Source organism: Silvimonas sp. JCM 19000 (assembly GCF_054652575.1).
The window spans coordinates 1-14994 of the sequence record NZ_BAAIHC010000025.1 but is presented as its reverse complement, the minus strand read 5'-3'; the positions used below and the strand labels follow the sequence as shown (position 1 = coordinate 14994).

The following is a 14994-nucleotide window of genomic DNA, read 5'->3' as shown; positions in this document are numbered from 1 at the left end:
GCTGTTGCTGGCCGCCTGCGCGCCTCTGCCATCGGCCGGGCCGCGGCCTCTGTCTTTGCACCCGGTTGCCAGTCCGCCCAGTGGCTTGCCGATTGTTGCTGCAGTGCAACCCCGCGCCGCCGCTGCCCCCGCCAGGGCCAGCACCGTAGCGTCCCGGCCCCGGCGTTTTTCGGTGATTGCGTATCAGCAGCCGCTGGCCGCGCTGCTGTTCACCCTGGCGCGTGATGCCCGCGTCGATCTTGATCTACACCCCGGCGTCAGCGGGCTGATCACGCTGAATGCGCTCGACCAGACGCTGCCGCAACTGCTCGACCGCATTGCGAGGCAGGCACCAATCCGCTGGCAGTTGCAGGGCAGCACGGTACGGGTGGAGCCGGATACACCGTATCTGGTCACCTACCCGGTCGATTATCTGAATCTGACGCGCAAGGTACGCGCCACCGTAACGCTGGCCAATTCGGTGACCACGGGCGACCCCGGCAGCGCGCGGCCGGTGAATACCTCGACCACCTTGCTCGATAGCAGCGCCGATCATGCCTTCTGGAGCGCGCTGGAAAGCCATCTGCGCCGCTTGATCGGCGTAACCGTTACCACGCCGGCCCCGGCGCCCGCCCCCGTGGTGGCCAGCGCTACTGCCGCCATTGCCACGCTGCCGGATCAGCCAGAAGCGCCGCGCCAGGTCATCGTGCATCCCGAAACCGGTCTGGTTGCGGTCGTGGCCAGTCAGGCGGAGCAGCGCAAGGTGGCCGACTGGCTCAATGCAATGCAAAGCCATGCCCAGCGCCAGGTGCTGATCGAGGCCAGCATTGTGGAGGTCGCGCTCAATGATCGCTACCAGGCGGGCATAGACTGGCGCTGGCTCACCGGCGGCGCAGGCGGTTGGCAACTGGCGCAAAGCCTGAATGGTGCCGCCTTGCTTGATGCGCCGCTGGCTTTACTTAGCGGCGGCGTGACAGCGGGGAGCAATTTTGCGTTGCGCTGGCTGGAGCAGTTTGGCCAGATCCGCGTGCTTTCCAGCCCCAAGATCATGGCGCTCAACAATCAGACTGCCGTGATGAAAGTGGTGGACGAGCAGGTTTACTTCACGCTGGAGCTGGCCGAAGACCGCAACAAGGACGGCGATATCAACCGCCGTCAATACACCAGCAAGCTGCACACCGTGCCCATAGGCCTGGTGCTGCAGGTGCTGCCGCAGATTTCCACCGATGGCGTAATCGCGCTGAACGTGCGCCCCACCATTACCAATATCCGCAGCTGGGTGGATGACCCTGCGGTCAAGCTGCTGGCGCGCGAAGGCAGCACGCCGGTCAGCAGCCAGGTGCCGGTGCTGCAAGTGCGCGAACTGGATGCCACCTTGCGCGTGCGTTCCGGGCAATGGGCCGTACTGGGCGGCTTGATTCAGGAAAGCCAGCAACTGCAACGCAATGGCGTGCCCGGACTATCGCGCCTGCCGGGCCTGGGCGATCTGTTCAGTTATCGCGATGACCAGGTGCGGCGCGTGGAGCTGGTGGTGTTTTTGCGGCCGGTGACGCTTGATGCCGATGCCGCCTTGCCCCCTGCCAGCCATCCCCCCATCCCGCCCGAATCCGTGTTTGCTGCCCAGCGTGGCGACTGGCATCCGGCCTTCGATGCGGGCCTGCTGCATGCGCCGGAGGACCGGCCATGATCGCCACCGTCTTGCGTTTTTGCCTGGCCGCATTGCTGCTGGCGGCCGTGGTCGGCGTGCAGATGTACTGGCCGACGGCTACCACGCCAACCCGCCACGCCGCCCCCTTGGCCGCCGCCAGCTGGTCGGCATGGCGGGATCGCGCCTATGCCCGTGCCAGCGCGACCGCTTCTGCAAGTTCCCCCGCAGTTTTACCCACCCCTTCTTCACAAACGGTCCAGCTGATCACGCTGGTGCCTCGGGCGCAGCAAGTCGCGCCGTGGCATTGGCGGCTTGATGACGGCTCGGCCGCAGGAGTAGCCCGCAATGAATAGTACTCGTACCCGTCTCGGCGAAGATTTGATGGCGCGCGGTCTGATCGATCTCGATCAGTTGCAGATTGCGTTGCGTGAGCAACGACGTGCAGGCGTCTTGTTAGGGCAGCAGCTGTGTAGCCTTGGCTTTTTGTCACAGGCCGATCTGGATGGCGTGCTGCTGGAGCGCTGCGGCCAACCCGTACACGATCTGCCGCAAGCGCCGCTGGACCCGTTGGCGCTGTCGCTGGTGCCGGAGCAACTGGCGCGCGAACATCGCATCCTGCCGCTCAGTTACGACGCCGCCAGCAAACAGCTCACCCTGGCCGTCAGCAGCGCCAACCCCTTGCCCCTGCTCGATCATCTGCGCTGGACCCTGCCGCCGGGTTGCGCGGTGGTCACCTTTGTGGTGGCCGAATCTGCCTTGCTGGCCGGCATCGAGCAGCACTACCACCGCCCGGCCGATCTGGATGAATGGATCAACCGCCTGCACGCCGGGGCCGACGGCGCAGCGCTAACCCAATGGGTTGATCTGTTGCTGGAAGACGCGGCCGCCAACGGCGCATCGGATATCCATCTGGAGCCCGAGCGCGCGCATCTGCGTCTGCGTTATCGCATTGATGGCGTGCTGCGCACCCGCCGCCTGGTGCAGCGCGAAGTCTGGCCGGGTCTGCTGGTACAGCTCAAATTGCTGGCCGGCATGGATATCGCGGAAACCCGCGCCGCCCAGGATGGCCGCTTTAGCCGCACTTGCGGCCATCGCATCCTCGATATCCGTGCTGCCAGCCTGCCGGTGCTGGCAGGCGAAAATCTGGTGTTACGCCTGCTCGATCGCGCTCGCGGCGTGCTGCCGCTGACGCAACTGGGCTTGCCCGCGCAATCGCTGGCGGTGCTGCGCAAAATGCTGCGCCAACCCGGCGGTTTGTTGTTGCTGACCGGGCCGACGGGCTGCGGCAAGACCAGCACGCTGTATTCCATCCTCAGCGAGCTGAATACCAGCGGGGTCAACATCATGACGCTGGAAGACCCGGTCGAATACCGGTTGCCGGGCATCCGCCAGTGTTCGCTGGGCGAGGCGGTCAAACTCGATTTTGCAGAAGGGGTGCGTGCGCTGATGCGGCAGGACCCCGACATTCTGTTGATCGGCGAAATCCGCGACAGCGCCAGCGCCGCCATGGCAGTGCGCGCTGCGCTAACTGGCCACCGCGTCCTGGCCACCCTGCATGCGCATTCGGCCATCGGCGCCTTGCCGCGCTTGCTCGACCTTGGCGTCTCGGCCGCCATGCTCAGCGCATGCCTGATCGGCGTGGTGGCGCAGCGTCTGTTGCGCAAAGGCTGCCCGGTTTGCCCGTCGCCGCAACGCCCGGCCGAGCGTTGCCCGGTCTGCCACGGCTATGGCTATCGCGGGCGGGCCGCGGTGATGTCCTTGCTGCCGCTTAATCCGGCCATGGTTTGCGCCTTGCTCGATCCCGCGCGGCTGCAACTGGCCATGCCCGTGCTGCAGCAACGCGGCTATTTATCGCTGCAGCAACAGGCCATGGCCTATGTCGAGGCGGGCGTCACCGACCAGATCGAGGTCGAACGCGTGCTGGGTACGGAGGTGGACGATGCGTTATCGCTATAAAGCGCTAAGCGTTGCGGGTGTCGCATGCCAGGGCCAGCAAGACGCAAGGTCGGTCGCCGAGCTGCAACAGCAATTACTGGATGCCCGACTGGTGTTGTTACGGGCCCGGCCGGTGCGGGTGCGCAAGCCACGGCAGCTGCCGCTGGCGGCGCACGGTGTGCTGTGTTTTCAGCTGCACCAACTATTGGCCGCAGGCGTGCCTCTGCTTGATGCCTTGGCCGAGCTGAGTACGGGCAGCACCGATGCCGCGCTTGCCGCACCCTTGCGCCAGTTGCACCAGCACTTGCAGCGCGGTGCAACGCTGACCCAGGCCATGCAAGCCAACGCGGCCAGTTTTGATCCGCTGCTATTGCAAGGCGTGGCGGCGGGCGAAGCCAGCGGCCAGTTGCTGGCAGTGCTGGCCGATCTGCAGCGCCACTTTGCCTGGCGCCAGCAAATGCAACGCCAGACCCGCAAAGCCTTGGCCTACCCTCTGTTCGCGGGGGCAGTGCTGTTGGGCGCGATGTCTTTTCTGCTGGTTTATTTGCTGCCGCAGGTGCGCGACTTTGTCGCCAGCACCGGCGCGCCCTTGCCGCTGGCGACGCGCGCTTTACTGATATTGGCCGATGGGGTGCAGCGCTGGGGCCTGGTGGTTTTACTCAGCGGCGCGCTGGCGCTGACGGCATTGATGCTGGCGCGACGTGTATCACCCACGCTCCAGACCACACTCGCGCTGGCGCGCTTGCGTTGGCCCGTGAGCGGTCGTTTGCACTGCCACAACGCATGGTCACAGTACGCCCGCAGCCTGGCCTTGCTCTATGACGCCGGGGTGCCCGTGCTGCAGGCGCTGGCGCTGGCCGAAGCGGGCATCGGCAATCGGCATCTGCGCCTGGCCCTGCACCGCGCGCGGCAGCAGATCGAACAAGGCCAGACCCTCGCCGCGGCGCTGGGCCAGATCCAGCCGGCACCGCCTTTGTTGGCCGGTTTGCTGCGGACTGGCGAAACCACGGGCCAGCTCGGCAGCGCGTTGCAGCAGCTGGCCAGCAGTTGCGAGCAAGCGGTGCGGCAGCAAACCGAACGCATGCAAGCAATGATCGAGCCGCTGCTCACCTTGGTGCTGGGCGGATTGTTGGCGTGGGTCATGCTGGCGGTGCTGGGGCCGGTGTTTGACAGCCTGGGTGGATTGCGATGAAACAACGCACGCGCATCCTGATCGGCGCCCAGCGCTGGCAAGCGTGGTCCGGCCCGCATTTGCTGCATGAGGCCGTCGCCACGGTCGCCACGATTGATGGCCTGTTGCGCAGCCTGCCGCCGGGGCCGGTGGCGGTATGGCTGGATCGGCCCGACGAACAAGTGGTGGCCAGCCCGCTGCGCGCCCAACGCGTGCGCGACCAGCGCAAGCTGATGGCCGCGCGGATTCAACCCCCGGGCGCGCAAGAAGCGGGCTGGGGCCGCTGGCTCAATCCGGGCGATGGGGCGGACGCGCCGGCTTTGCTGCTGCAATTGCAGAGTCCGGCGCTGCTTAATCAACTGGTGGCCGCCTTGCTGGCGGCGGGGCACGCGGTGCAGGCATGTCACAGCCACACGCTGGCGCTGGCGGCCGCTGCGCGCGGTGCGCAGTTATATATCGCAGCGGGTTTGATCGACGGCACCCGCCACCTGTGGTTGTCCACCGATGTGCTGCGCTTTACCCGCTTGTGCCCAGGCGCGGCCGATAGCGCGCAAGCCCATATCGACCTCGAAGCCACCCTGCAGCATTTGCAGGAACAGCATTGGTGGAACGGCCGCGATCCGCTGCCATGCCGCAGCGAAGTGCCGCTTGAACCGGCCTTGCTGGCGCGCTATCCCCAGCTGCAATGGCAAGCTGCCACGCCCGCGCGCGTGCAAGCATGGCGCGATGATGCCAGCGAGTACCCGCGCCCCAGCGCTGTCGCGCGCCATTGCTGGCTGACGCGCACGCGGCGCCTGGCTGCATGGGCCTCACCCACGCTGGGCTTGCTGGCATTGCTCTACGCGGGCGCGTCCTGGCACACCCACCGGCCAGCGCCGCTCAGCACGATGCCGGACTGGACTGAAACCGACATTGCGCGCGCGGTGCTACAACAGTTGCCACCCCAGGACAGCGCGCTGCCGGAGCGCTTGCGCCAGCTTTCGCTGGTGCTGGCACAACATCCAGGCCAGGCGGTACAGCGGCTGGAATGGCAGCAGAGCTGGGGCAGGCAGGCCCATGTGCAGCTCAGCTTCAGCACCGATGTGGATAACGGCATGACCGGGGCGCTCGAGCCCGATGCCGCATGGTTTGCCGAAACGCCATGGCAATTGCTGCCAGCCTCCAACCGGGCGCTGTGGCAATTGCAGATACGCGCGGAGGCCACGCCATGAACGGCCGGCTTGATCTGGCCAGCCACCTGTTGCTACACGGCGCGGCCTTGTTATTGGCGATTGCCGTGGCGACCCGACCGGACCCGCCAGGCACGCTGCTGGCGCGCACACCCGCCAGGCTAACGCTGCAACAGCAAAACTGGCTGCACTACCTGGCGCAGCGCCAGGCGTTGCAGGTTCTCGATCTGCAGCGTTGGCAGCGCGAACTCACTGCGCAGGCTGGCTCAAGCTGGCGGCTGACTGAAGTCGCGCTGCGCGAGGTGCGCGGCCAGCCCACGCAAGGTTGGGTCGCCCAGCACATCGAAGCCACGCTCGCGCTGGAATTACACGATGAAACCGCGCTCGATCAACTTGAGCCCTGGCTCAAGCAATGGCCCGGCGCGCTGCATTGGTCGGATTGTGCGATGGAGCCGACTCCCTATGCACTGCAAGTGCGCTGCGTAGTGAACTGGCACGGCGTCACCCGGCTGGAGGCCAAATCATGAAGCCCGTCTTGTTGATCTTGCTGCTCGTGGCGATGCCCACGGCCAGCCAGTCGCTGCCGTGGGGACGCCTGTTTTCGGATGAGGCCCAGCGCCAGCAGGCCGAAGCGCCGCTACAGCAACGCTGGCGCCTTAGTGCCTGCGTGCACGCGCCGCGCTTGCGTCGCTGCTGGGTGGATGGCACGGCGGTGGCCAGCGCGCCCATCGAGGTGCGCGTGGGCGAAAGCTGGAGCTTGCAACCATGACGCAAGCGCCGAGGTATCAGCGCGGTGCGGTAGCGCTACTGGCCTTGCTGCTGCTCAGTCTGTTGGCAGGATGGCAGGTGGCGGGCCTGCCCCGGCAAACGCCGGTGGCGGCGCGCGAAGCCACCACGCGTAAAGCGCTGCAGCAAGCGCGTCAGATTCTGATCGACTGGGCGGTGCAACGGCGCGGTGTAAGTGGCAACGGCGTCAGCAATCTGGCTCGTCCCGGGGCATTGCCCTGCCCGGATTTGCATATTCCGGGCAGCGCCGCGGCGGGGTACGTGGGCAATGACAAAACCGCCAGCTGCAACAGTGCCGGGTCCAGACTGGGCCGGGTGCCGTGGCGCAGCCTGCAACAGCAAGCGCGTCCGGATAGTGCGGGCGAGACCTTATGGCTGGCGCTGGCCGAGCCCTACCAGGACGGCAACAACACACCGCTTAATCCGGCAACCGCGGGCGTATGGCTTGATGCCTATGACCTGGTGGCGGGGGTGGCACTGGCCAGCCGCGATGATCCGGTGGTGGCGGTGCTGCTGGCCCCGGGCCATGCGCTCGCCGGGCAAACGCGTCATGCTGCGGCCGCCTTGCTCAAACCGGCTAACTATCTGGAAGCACTTGCCCAGTCCGGGCGTAGGTACAGCAATATCGAGCTGACGGCCGCACCCTTCACCCAGGGCGACGTGGTCGATGCGCGCGGGCGGGTGCTTTTGAACGACCGCATCGCCGTCATCCGCCGCAGCGACCTGATGCCACCTTTGCACGCCAGGGCCGTGCGTCACAGCATGCAATTGCTCAGTGCATGGCACAGCGCCTTTGGCCGCTTGCCCACGCCGGGTGACGACGCTTGCGCCGGTGCGCCGCTGGCGTCGAATCTGCTGGTTGAACGCCTGACCGGGCGTGTGCCCGCGTCCCTGCTGGTCGACAGCGCCTGGCTCTATCGCAACCGCTGGCACGCCCATCTGTATTACGCCACCAGCGCCACTGCGGGGCTGGCCACTTGCGCCCGCACATTGCGCTTGCGCATCGGTAGCCGCCAGTGGGATGCGGCCGCCATCCTCAGCACGCATCCCCCGCTGGCCGCGGATGTGCGCGCAGGCGCTTATACCTTCGCCGCTGGCGCAGACCGCGTGGTTTATCGCTGGACCACACCGGAGGGCAGCCGCGATGCGCCGCAATGGCTACTCACTCGTTGAACTGGCCATCGTGCTGGTGATCATCGGACTGATGCTGCAGGGCATGCTTGGCGCGGTGCAGACGCTGCGCCAGGGCGAACTGCGCCGGGCCGAGCGACGCCAGCAAGATCAGATCGGCCAGACCTTGCTGGCCTTTGCCGTACGCAATGGCCATTTGCCTTGCCCGGCCGCCCTGGCCGTGTCGCTGGGGCGGCAAGGGCTGGAAGCGCGCGATGCCGATGGTCGCTGCAGCGCCTTACAAGGCACGCTGCCATGGCGGACGCTGGCCGTGGCGCGCGTCGATGCGTGGCAGCGCCCTTATACCTATCGCGTCAGCGCCAGCTTTGCCGATCTGGCACCGCGCTCGCCGGGCGATAGTTGCGCGCCCAATGCCAAACCGCCCGCCGGGATGAGCTTTATGTTGTGTTCCAGCGGGGACATCACGCTGCTGGATAACGTGGCGGCGGGCAATGTCATTGCCCAGCGCATACCGCTTTTGCTGATTGCACACGGCGCGCACGGGCCGGGTGCTTTGTCCGGCGGTGGCGACGGCGGGCAGGCCCGCAACGCCCGCGTTGGCAGCGAATTTATCGTCGGCGCAGCGCCCGACGAGCCCTTTGACGATCTGCTGTTCTGGATCAATAACGAGCGCCTGGTCGAAATCGCCTTGCGCGCAGGACGCTTGCCATGACGAGCGCCCGCATCCACGAGCTACCGCATCGGTGTTTGCCCCTAACCTGGAGAACGCCTTATGCATGTCCGTCCCACCCCTTACCGTCGCGCCGGCGGCTTTACCCTGGTCGAAATGGCGACCGTGCTGGTGATTGTTGGCCTGCTGCTGGGCATGGCCTTCAAAGGCCGCGCCTTGATCGACGGCGCGCGCGTCAAAAGCATTTATGCCAGTGCCAACAAAATACAGAACGCAATGCAGGTTTACTTCGAGCGTTATGGCGCGTGGCCAGGCGACGGCTGCGCTGCCGAGGCCAGCACGCCGACGCAATGCGAAGGCAGCGCGGGCGGGGGCCGCAATGGCCTGATCGATAACGCTGCTGAGGCCAGCAGTTTCTGGCGCATGTTGAGTGAGCAAAGCGGCATGCTGGTCAGCAGCGATCGCAAAATGCCCACCGGTACCGCATGGGCGGTGGCCCCGGGTGAGACAGGCGTGGGTGGCACCGATGCCGATAGCAGTTGGCTGGTGGCGCAACAAGCGGGGACGGCGGCGGTGGATATTCGTTACGTCTGCGCGCTGGATCAGCAGTTTGATGATGGCTTGCCGCATAGCGGGCAAATCCGTAGCGGCGTTAGCGCAGGCGAGGGTGCGCACGCGTATGACGCCGCGGCGGATTGCTGGCAGAAATCGGGCTCGGCTTCGCTGGCGATCCGCTTGCTGCCTTAGCGCCGTCCGGCCTTAATCCGGGCCGATCAAACGGTGGCCGTGTGCCTTGAGCCAGTCGCGCTCACGTTGCCAATGCGGAAAGATGCTGGCCACATGCGCCCAGAAACGGGCGGAGTGGTTCATCTCCAGCAAATGGCATAGCTCATGCACGATGACGTAATCGATCACGCTGGCGGGTGCTTGCATCAGGCGCCAGTTAAGGCGGATATCGCCGCGGCTGGTGCAAGAGCCCCAGCGTGATCGTGCTGAAGTCAGCAGAATGCGGCGCGGATTAACGCCCAGACGTGGCGCAAATTCTTGCGTGCGCAGGGCAAAGTAGCCGCGCGCCGTGGCCTGGCTAAAGCGGATAAACGCGGCCAGCAATTGCTCGGGGTTTTCACCGCGCAGATGCAGCCACGGTTCTTCCACGCGGCTGCGCGGGGCGTGGCTGGCTATGGCGTGTGGCACGCCCAGCCACAGCACTTCGCTGCCGTTTTCCAGCTGCGGCGGTGCGGTTTGCGTCAGCGTTTCGCGCTGGGCCAGATGCTTGAGTATCCAGCCCAGCTTGTTGCGGATGGCGGTTTCAGCGTCGGCCTGGGTGCCGCGCGCGGGGATCACGACGGTCAGACCTTCGCGATCAATCTTCAGGCCGATGGAGCGGCGGCGCGCACTGCGCGCCAGCTTCCAGTCAAAACTGGCGGCACCGGCGGCGTAGCGGAGCAGGGTCATGCGCGCGGATAGCAGGGGCCGGTGCCGCCGATGCGGGCCAGCTCGGTTTCGATCCAGTTTTCGACTTCGCGCGTGATCTCGTCGGCGCTGCGGCCCGCAGTCTGGATGGCCGGGCCGATCGAAACGGTGATGGTGCCCGGATATTTTTTAAGCGAATTCTTGGGCCAGTATTCGCCCGAGTTCAGCGCCACCGGCACGATGGGTACGCCCAGGCTGATGGCCAGACGTGCGCCGCCTTGCTTGTATTGCGCGCGTTTGCCCGGCGCCACCCGCGTGCCTTCCGGAAAGATGCCGATCCAGAAACCATCGCGCAGGCGCTCGTGGCCTTGTTCCATCAGCAAACGTTGCGCTTCGGCGCGGTTGCTGCGGTCAATCGCAATCGGCGACACCACACGCAGGCCCCAACCAAAGAACGGAATCTTGAACAGTTCGCGCTTTAACACATACACCAGCGGCGGAAAAAACTGCGTCAGCGCCATGGTTTCCCAGGCGGACTGGTGTTTGCTCATCAGCATGGCGGGCTGCTTCAGGATGTTTTCGCGGCCGATGACCTTGTAGTGAAGGCCGCACACCACGCGCAGCAAAAACACCATGATCTTGCACCAGCCGGTTACAAAGCGATAACGCGGCACACGCGGAAATGGCAGCGCCATCAGCGACAGAATGGCGTACACCGGCGTGATCAGCACAAAGCCCAGCCAGTAGATCAAAGAACGCAACAGAACCATGGAATCTTTACTCAGCGGTAGAGGCGCTGCGCACGGTTTCATGCGTCAGCAGATGGCGCGCAACTGCGGCCAGGTTATCAAAAACAAGCGTACCCGCGGGCAGATTGCCAGCGGCTTCGGTGCTTACACCGTTGCCGGTGCGGACCAGGATGGGATGGCCGCCCGCTGCAGCAATGGCCTGCAGATCGCGCAAGCTGTCGCCGACCATGATGCAGTCGCCAGCCTGCATGTGATAACGCCGCGCGATATCGATAATCATGCCGGGCAACGGCTTGCGACAATCACAGCCGTCTTCCGGCCCGTGCGGACAGAAAAACACCGCGTCGATATGCCCGCCCGCTTCGTTGGCGGCTTTATACATGCGGGCATGGATGCGGTTAAGCATCTGCACATCGTAATAACCGCGCGCCACACCGGACTGGTTGGTGGCGACCACCAGCGACCAGCCCGCGCGTGACAACTCGCCCATGGCCTCAAGGCTGCCGGGTATGGGTATCCATTCATCCGGCGACTTGATGTAGTCCGGGCTGTCCTCGTTGATGACACCGTCACGATCCAGAATCAGCAGTTTCATGTTGGTCACCATCCAGTCCGGCACTGTGTTTATTCCGCCAGCAACGACAATTCGGCCACCTGGTTCATGATGCCGGCCAGGCCGGACAACAAGGCCAGACGGTTACCACGCACGGCCAGATCATCTGCCATCACCATTACGCCATCAAAGAAGGCATCGACCGGCGCCTTGAGTGCGGCCAGTTGCTTCAGCGCGCCGGTAAAGTCTTGTGCCGCCAGCGCGGTTTGCACCGACGGGGCCACACTGACGAACGCGGCGTGCAGTGCTTTTTCCGCGTCTTCCACCAGCAGCGCCGGGTTCAGCGCGGGGATTTCGCCTTCGACTTTCTTCAGGATGTTGCGAATCCGCTTGTTGGCGGCGGCTAGTGCGGCGGCTTCCGGCAGGGCGCGGAAGGTTGCGACCGCGTCCAGACGCTTGGACACGTCATCGAAACGGTTCAGGCGCAAGGCCAGCACGGCTTCGATATCGGCGGCCGGGTATTCGGCCTGCAGATAGTTTTTCAGCCGCTCTTGCATAAAGTCCGCCACGCCTGCGGCCACGTTGTCCGACACCACGCCTTGCGGGAAGGTGGCGGCGGTGGCGTTCAGCAGCGCGGTCAAATCCAGCGGCAATTGCAGCAACATGCGCAGCACGCCCAAGGCAGCGCGGCGCAGGGCAAACGGATCTTTATCGCCGGTCGGGATCAGGCCGATGCCGTAGATGCCGACTATGGCTTCCAGCTTGTCAGCCAGCGATACCGCTTGCGCCACCGGGCCTTCCGGCAAGGTGTCACCAGCAAAACGCGGGTGGTAATGGCCTTCGATGGCTTGCGCCACCACTTCGTTTTCGCCGTCGTGACGGGCGTAGTACATGCCCATAATGCCTTGCAGCTCAGGGAATTCGCCGACCATATCGCTGACCAGATCGGCCTTGGCCAGGTAGGCAGCGCGCTCGGCCAGCGCACGATCGGCGCCCAGACTATGAGCGATCTCGCCCGCCAGTTTGACCAGGCGCTCGATGCGCTCGAAAAGGCTGCCGATCTTGTTGTGATAAACCACATTACGCAGCTTGCCGACGCGGCTTTCCAGTCTGGTCTTCTGGTCTTGCTCAAAGAAGAACTGGGCATCGGACAAACGTGCGCGCAGCACGCGTTCGTTGCCGTGGATGATGTGCGACGGGTCGTTGGTTTCCAGATTGGACACCACAAGGAACTTGGGCAGCAGCTTGCCGTTGCTATCCAGCAGCGGAAAGTATTTTTGATGCTGCTGCATCGACAGGATCAGACATTCCTGCGGCACCTTAAGGAAGTCAGCGCTGAATTCGCCGGTGTACACCACCGGCCATTCCACCAGTGCCGTTACTTCGTCCAGCAAACCGGCCGACGGCGCGATGGTGGCGTTGACGTCTTTGGCGGCCGTGGTCAGGCGGTCTTCGATCAGGTTGCGGCGCGCGGTGAAATTGGCGACCACGCAACCGGCTTCGTACAAGGCGCGCGCATATTCATCGGCGTGCGCCAGTTCGATCGGGCCTTTGCTCAAAAAGCGGTGGCCTTGCGTAACGCGGCCGGATTTGAGATGCAGCGCGTGCGCCGGGATCACATCCGCGCCATGCATAGCCAGCAGGCCGTGGATCGGGCGGATAAACGCGCCATCGCGATCGCCCCAACGCATCATGCGCGGCGCGGGCAGTTTTTTGAGCGCCAGTTCAATCAAACCGGCCAACACGGCAGCCAGTTCTTCCCCGGCTTTGGTGCTGCGAAACACAAAAATGTCTTGCTTGCCGTCGTGGGTTTTTTCCAGCTGCTCGGGCGTTACGCCGCAAGAACGGGCAAAACCGGCCAGTGCGGGCGTCGGTTGGCCATCCTTGAAACCGGCGGCCACAGCCGGGCCTTTCTTTTCGATCTGCTGATCGGGCTGCACGCGCACCACGTCCGGAATCGACACGGCCAGGCGGCGCGGGCTGGCAAAGGTAAAGTATTCGACGCTCTTGTCGACGAAGCCCAGCTTGGCCAGTTCATCAAACAACGTTTGTGCAAAGCTGGCACCCAGCTTAGGCAGCGCCTTAGGCGGCAGTTCTTCGGTAAACAGTTCAATCAACAGGGTTTGCGACATCGTTTTTTACTCGTGATGGGTTCATCTGGGCGCAGCGTGCGCCTTCAGCGTTTGCCAGACTCTTGTGCTTGTTTGGCCTCTTTGTCGGCCATGATCTTGCAGACCTGGCGCACAAAGTCGGCACCATAGGTGTCGGGGGACGGCGTTTCGAATTCCCACTGATATCCAGGAACGTCGTAGCGCGCGACCTGTACGTCTTCTTCGTCGCGCATTTCCACTGCCGTGCCCGCCATGCGGCCGCTGGGGCAGTGGATGGCCTGGCGCATGTATTTTTTGCGGTACTTGCCTTTGGAAACGCCATCAATCTGGTCTTGCTTGAAGTGCTGCAGCATCCAGACATAGGTGTATTCGTCGTCGGCATCGCGCACGTTGTGCGTGATGGAGTCGATATCGGCCAGTACTTCAAAATCCGGCATATCGCCATAGCTGCGCCATTGCGCGTCTTTGGGCACCGGATCGGGCCCGCGCGTGCCGTCGTCGTATTTGCCGCACGCGCCCAGGCACAGCGCGGCGGTCAATATCAGCGTCAGGCGCAGCCGGCTCATCGGGCTTAGTCCTGGGTCCGGCACATCGGAAAGCCGAGTGCCTCGCGCGAATCGTAATAAGCCTGCGCCACCATGCGTGCCAGCGTGCGGATGCGGCCGATGTATGCGGCGCGTTCGGTCACCGAGATGGCGCCACGCGCGTCCAGCAGGTTAAAGGTGTGGGCCGACTTCAGAATCATTTCGTAGCCGGGCAACGGCAGACCGGCTTCGATCAGCTTGCGCGCTTCGCCTTCAAAACTGTTGAACAGGCTCAGCAGCAACTCGACATTGGAATGCTCGAAGTTGTAGGTGGATTGTTCGACTTCGTTTTGATGGTAGATGTCGCCGTAGGTGACTTTCTGGCCGTTGGGGAATTGCGTCCAGACCAGGTCGTAGACGTTTTCCACGCCTTGCAGATACATCGCCAGGCGTTCGGTGCCGTAGGTGATTTCGCCCAGCACCGGTTTGCAATCAAGGCCGCCGACTTGCTGGAAATAAGTGAACTGCGTGACTTCCATGCCGTTAAGCCACACTTCCCAACCCATACCCCACGCGCCCAGCGTCGGGTTTTCCCAGTCGTCTTCCACAAAGCGGACGTCGTGCACGGTGGGATCAATGCCGAGTTCTTTCAGCGAGCCCAGGTACAGTTCGAGGATGTTGTCGGGGTTGGGTTTAAGCACCACCTGAAATTGATAGTAGTGCTGCAGCCGGTTGGGGTTTTCGCCATAACGGCCGTCTTTGGGGCGGCGCGACGGCTGCACATATGCGGCGTTCCATGGTTCCGGGCCGATCGAGCGCAGAAAGGTGGCGGTATGCGAAGTGCCCGCGCCCATTTCCATATCGTAGGGTTGCAGCAGCGCGCAGCCCTGTTGGCCCCAATAGTTTTGCAGCTTGAGCAGTATTTCCTGGAAGGTCAGCATTGCGTATTTCCCGGCAGCGGGCTTGGTATTAAACCGCAGGATTCTACTGGTAAATGAGGGATTTGGGCGAGGGGAGGGGCCGGAGGGAGGGGGAGGGGGTGGGTGGTGGGGTTTGATGTTGATGTGTTGCTGGAGTGGACTGGACTTTTAAACGCTTGGCCTGTGGCGGGTTTTGATGTGCCCGTTTTTGCTGGGTAAGCTTTTAACCGCTTGT

At 64.0% G+C, this 14994-nt stretch carries 16 protein-coding genes; 10 read left to right on the top strand and 6 right to left on the bottom strand.

All coding sequences use genetic code 11. From position 1 onward, the window contains the following. Window positions 1–172: 172 nt before the first annotated feature. From ACYQ1A_RS18025 to ACYQ1A_RS17980, 10 genes are read left to right on the top strand one after another with little or no spacing between them, the layout of a single operon-like run. Complete coding sequence (locus ACYQ1A_RS18025; RefSeq protein WP_499364174.1) at window positions 173–1666, top strand: type II secretion system protein GspD; 1494 nt, start codon at window positions 173–175, stop codon at window positions 1664–1666. Further along, window positions 1663–1980: a hypothetical protein gene (locus ACYQ1A_RS18020; RefSeq protein ID WP_499364173.1), complete on the top strand. Its 318-nt coding sequence runs from the start codon at window positions 1663–1665 to the stop codon at window positions 1978–1980. The genes ACYQ1A_RS18025 and ACYQ1A_RS18020 overlap by 4 nt, the downstream gene beginning before the upstream one ends. Next, window positions 1973–3583 carry a GspE/PulE family protein gene (locus tag ACYQ1A_RS18015; RefSeq protein WP_499364171.1) on the top strand — a complete coding sequence of 537 codons (1611 nt, stop codon included), beginning with the start codon at window positions 1973–1975 and terminating at the stop codon, window positions 3581–3583. Before ACYQ1A_RS18020 ends, ACYQ1A_RS18015 begins: the two co-directional genes overlap by 8 nt. Continuing rightward, window positions 3567–4754: a type II secretion system F family protein gene (locus tag ACYQ1A_RS18010; protein ID WP_499364168.1), complete on the top strand. Its 1188-nt coding sequence runs from the start codon at window positions 3567–3569 to the stop codon at window positions 4752–4754. The genes ACYQ1A_RS18015 and ACYQ1A_RS18010 overlap by 17 nt, the downstream gene beginning before the upstream one ends. Beyond that, window positions 4751–5944 carry a hypothetical protein gene (locus tag ACYQ1A_RS18005; RefSeq protein ID WP_499364166.1) on the top strand — a complete coding sequence of 398 codons (1194 nt, stop codon included), beginning with the start codon at window positions 4751–4753 and terminating at the stop codon, window positions 5942–5944. The genes ACYQ1A_RS18010 and ACYQ1A_RS18005 overlap by 4 nt, the downstream gene beginning before the upstream one ends. Next, window positions 5941–6429: a hypothetical protein gene (locus ACYQ1A_RS18000; RefSeq protein WP_062225548.1), complete on the top strand. Its 489-nt coding sequence runs from the start codon at window positions 5941–5943 to the stop codon at window positions 6427–6429. The genes ACYQ1A_RS18005 and ACYQ1A_RS18000 overlap by 4 nt, the downstream gene beginning before the upstream one ends. Continuing rightward, the gene (locus tag ACYQ1A_RS17995; protein ID WP_062225547.1) at window positions 6426–6671 is read left to right on the top strand and encodes a hypothetical protein; all 246 of its coding nucleotides are present in this window, start codon (window positions 6426–6428) and stop codon (window positions 6669–6671) included. The genes ACYQ1A_RS18000 and ACYQ1A_RS17995 overlap by 4 nt, the downstream gene beginning before the upstream one ends. After that, a complete protein-coding gene (locus ACYQ1A_RS17990) occupies window positions 6668–7861 on the top strand; it encodes a hypothetical protein (RefSeq protein WP_499364163.1) in 1194 nt (397 codons plus the stop codon). Before ACYQ1A_RS17995 ends, ACYQ1A_RS17990 begins: the two co-directional genes overlap by 4 nt. After that, entirely contained in the window at window positions 7833–8531 is a 699-nt protein-coding gene (locus tag ACYQ1A_RS17985) for a type II secretion system protein (RefSeq protein WP_499364161.1), read from the top strand. Before ACYQ1A_RS17990 ends, ACYQ1A_RS17985 begins: the two co-directional genes overlap by 29 nt. Before the next feature lie 60 nt (window positions 8532–8591). Then, a complete protein-coding gene (locus ACYQ1A_RS17980) occupies window positions 8592–9236 on the top strand; it encodes a type II secretion system protein (protein WP_062225770.1) in 645 nt (214 codons plus the stop codon). 12 nt (window positions 9237–9248) lie between these two features. Here the strand turns inward: ACYQ1A_RS17980 and ACYQ1A_RS17975 are convergent, their stop codons facing one another. Genes ACYQ1A_RS17975 through glyQ form a run of 6 tightly spaced genes read right to left on the bottom strand, consistent with a single transcriptional unit; the run spans window position 9249 to window position 14780 of the window. After that, entirely contained in the window at window positions 9249–9944 is a 696-nt protein-coding gene (locus ACYQ1A_RS17975; RefSeq protein WP_499364157.1) for a M48 family metallopeptidase, read from the bottom strand. Next, window positions 9941–10672 (bottom strand): lysophospholipid acyltransferase family protein, encoded by a 732-nt coding sequence (locus ACYQ1A_RS17970; RefSeq protein ID WP_499364154.1) that lies wholly within the window; start codon window positions 10670–10672, stop codon window positions 9941–9943. The genes ACYQ1A_RS17975 and ACYQ1A_RS17970 overlap by 4 nt, the downstream gene beginning before the upstream one ends. 7 nt (window positions 10673–10679) lie before the next feature. Beyond that, the gene (gmhB, locus tag ACYQ1A_RS17965; RefSeq protein WP_062225128.1) at window positions 10680–11246 is read right to left on the bottom strand and encodes a D-glycero-beta-D-manno-heptose 1,7-bisphosphate 7-phosphatase; all 567 of its coding nucleotides are present in this window, start codon (window positions 11244–11246) and stop codon (window positions 10680–10682) included. 29 nt (window positions 11247–11275) lie between these two features. Beyond that, a complete protein-coding gene (gene glyS, locus ACYQ1A_RS17960) occupies window positions 11276–13336 on the bottom strand; it encodes a glycine--tRNA ligase subunit beta (RefSeq protein WP_499364152.1) in 2061 nt (686 codons plus the stop codon). Between the two features lie 44 nt (window positions 13337–13380). Next, entirely contained in the window at window positions 13381–13881 is a 501-nt protein-coding gene (locus tag ACYQ1A_RS17955) for a hypothetical protein (protein ID WP_499364149.1), read from the bottom strand. Between the two features lie 5 nt (window positions 13882–13886). Then, window positions 13887–14780: a glycine--tRNA ligase subunit alpha gene (glyQ, locus tag ACYQ1A_RS17950; RefSeq protein ID WP_499364147.1), complete on the bottom strand. Its 894-nt coding sequence runs from the start codon at window positions 14778–14780 to the stop codon at window positions 13887–13889. Window positions 14781–14994: the final 214 nt, after the last annotated feature.

Coding starts and splice junctions, on each gene's coding strand:
- glyS (WP_499364152.1), bottom strand. CDS start 13,336: ATGTCGCAAACCCTGTTGATTGAACTGTTTACCGAAGAACTGCCGCCT.
- ACYQ1A_RS18000 (WP_062225548.1), top strand. CDS start 5,941: ATGAACGGCCGGCTTGATCTGGCCAGCCACCTGTTGCTACACGGCGCG.
- ACYQ1A_RS18020 (WP_499364173.1), top strand. CDS start 1,663: ATGATCGCCACCGTCTTGCGTTTTTGCCTGGCCGCATTGCTGCTGGCG.
- ACYQ1A_RS17975 (WP_499364157.1), bottom strand. CDS start 9,944: ATGACCCTGCTCCGCTACGCCGCCGGTGCCGCCAGTTTTGACTGGAAG.
- ACYQ1A_RS18010 (WP_499364168.1), top strand. CDS start 3,567: ATGCGTTATCGCTATAAAGCGCTAAGCGTTGCGGGTGTCGCATGCCAG.
- ACYQ1A_RS18015 (WP_499364171.1), top strand. CDS start 1,973: ATGAATAGTACTCGTACCCGTCTCGGCGAAGATTTGATGGCGCGCGGT.
- ACYQ1A_RS17970 (WP_499364154.1), bottom strand. CDS start 10,672: ATGGTTCTGTTGCGTTCTTTGATCTACTGGCTGGGCTTTGTGCTGATC.
- ACYQ1A_RS17985 (WP_499364161.1), top strand. CDS start 7,833: ATGCGCCGCAATGGCTACTCACTCGTTGAACTGGCCATCGTGCTGGTG.
- ACYQ1A_RS17980 (WP_062225770.1), top strand. CDS start 8,592: ATGCATGTCCGTCCCACCCCTTACCGTCGCGCCGGCGGCTTTACCCTG.
- ACYQ1A_RS17990 (WP_499364163.1), top strand. CDS start 6,668: ATGACGCAAGCGCCGAGGTATCAGCGCGGTGCGGTAGCGCTACTGGCC.
- ACYQ1A_RS18005 (WP_499364166.1), top strand. CDS start 4,751: ATGAAACAACGCACGCGCATCCTGATCGGCGCCCAGCGCTGGCAAGCG.
- ACYQ1A_RS17955 (WP_499364149.1), bottom strand. CDS start 13,881: ATGAGCCGGCTGCGCCTGACGCTGATATTGACCGCCGCGCTGTGCCTG.
- glyQ (WP_499364147.1), bottom strand. CDS start 14,780: ATGCTGACCTTCCAGGAAATACTGCTCAAGCTGCAAAACTATTGGGGC.
- gmhB (WP_062225128.1), bottom strand. CDS start 11,246: ATGAAACTGCTGATTCTGGATCGTGACGGTGTCATCAACGAGGACAGC.
- ACYQ1A_RS17995 (WP_062225547.1), top strand. CDS start 6,426: ATGAAGCCCGTCTTGTTGATCTTGCTGCTCGTGGCGATGCCCACGGCC.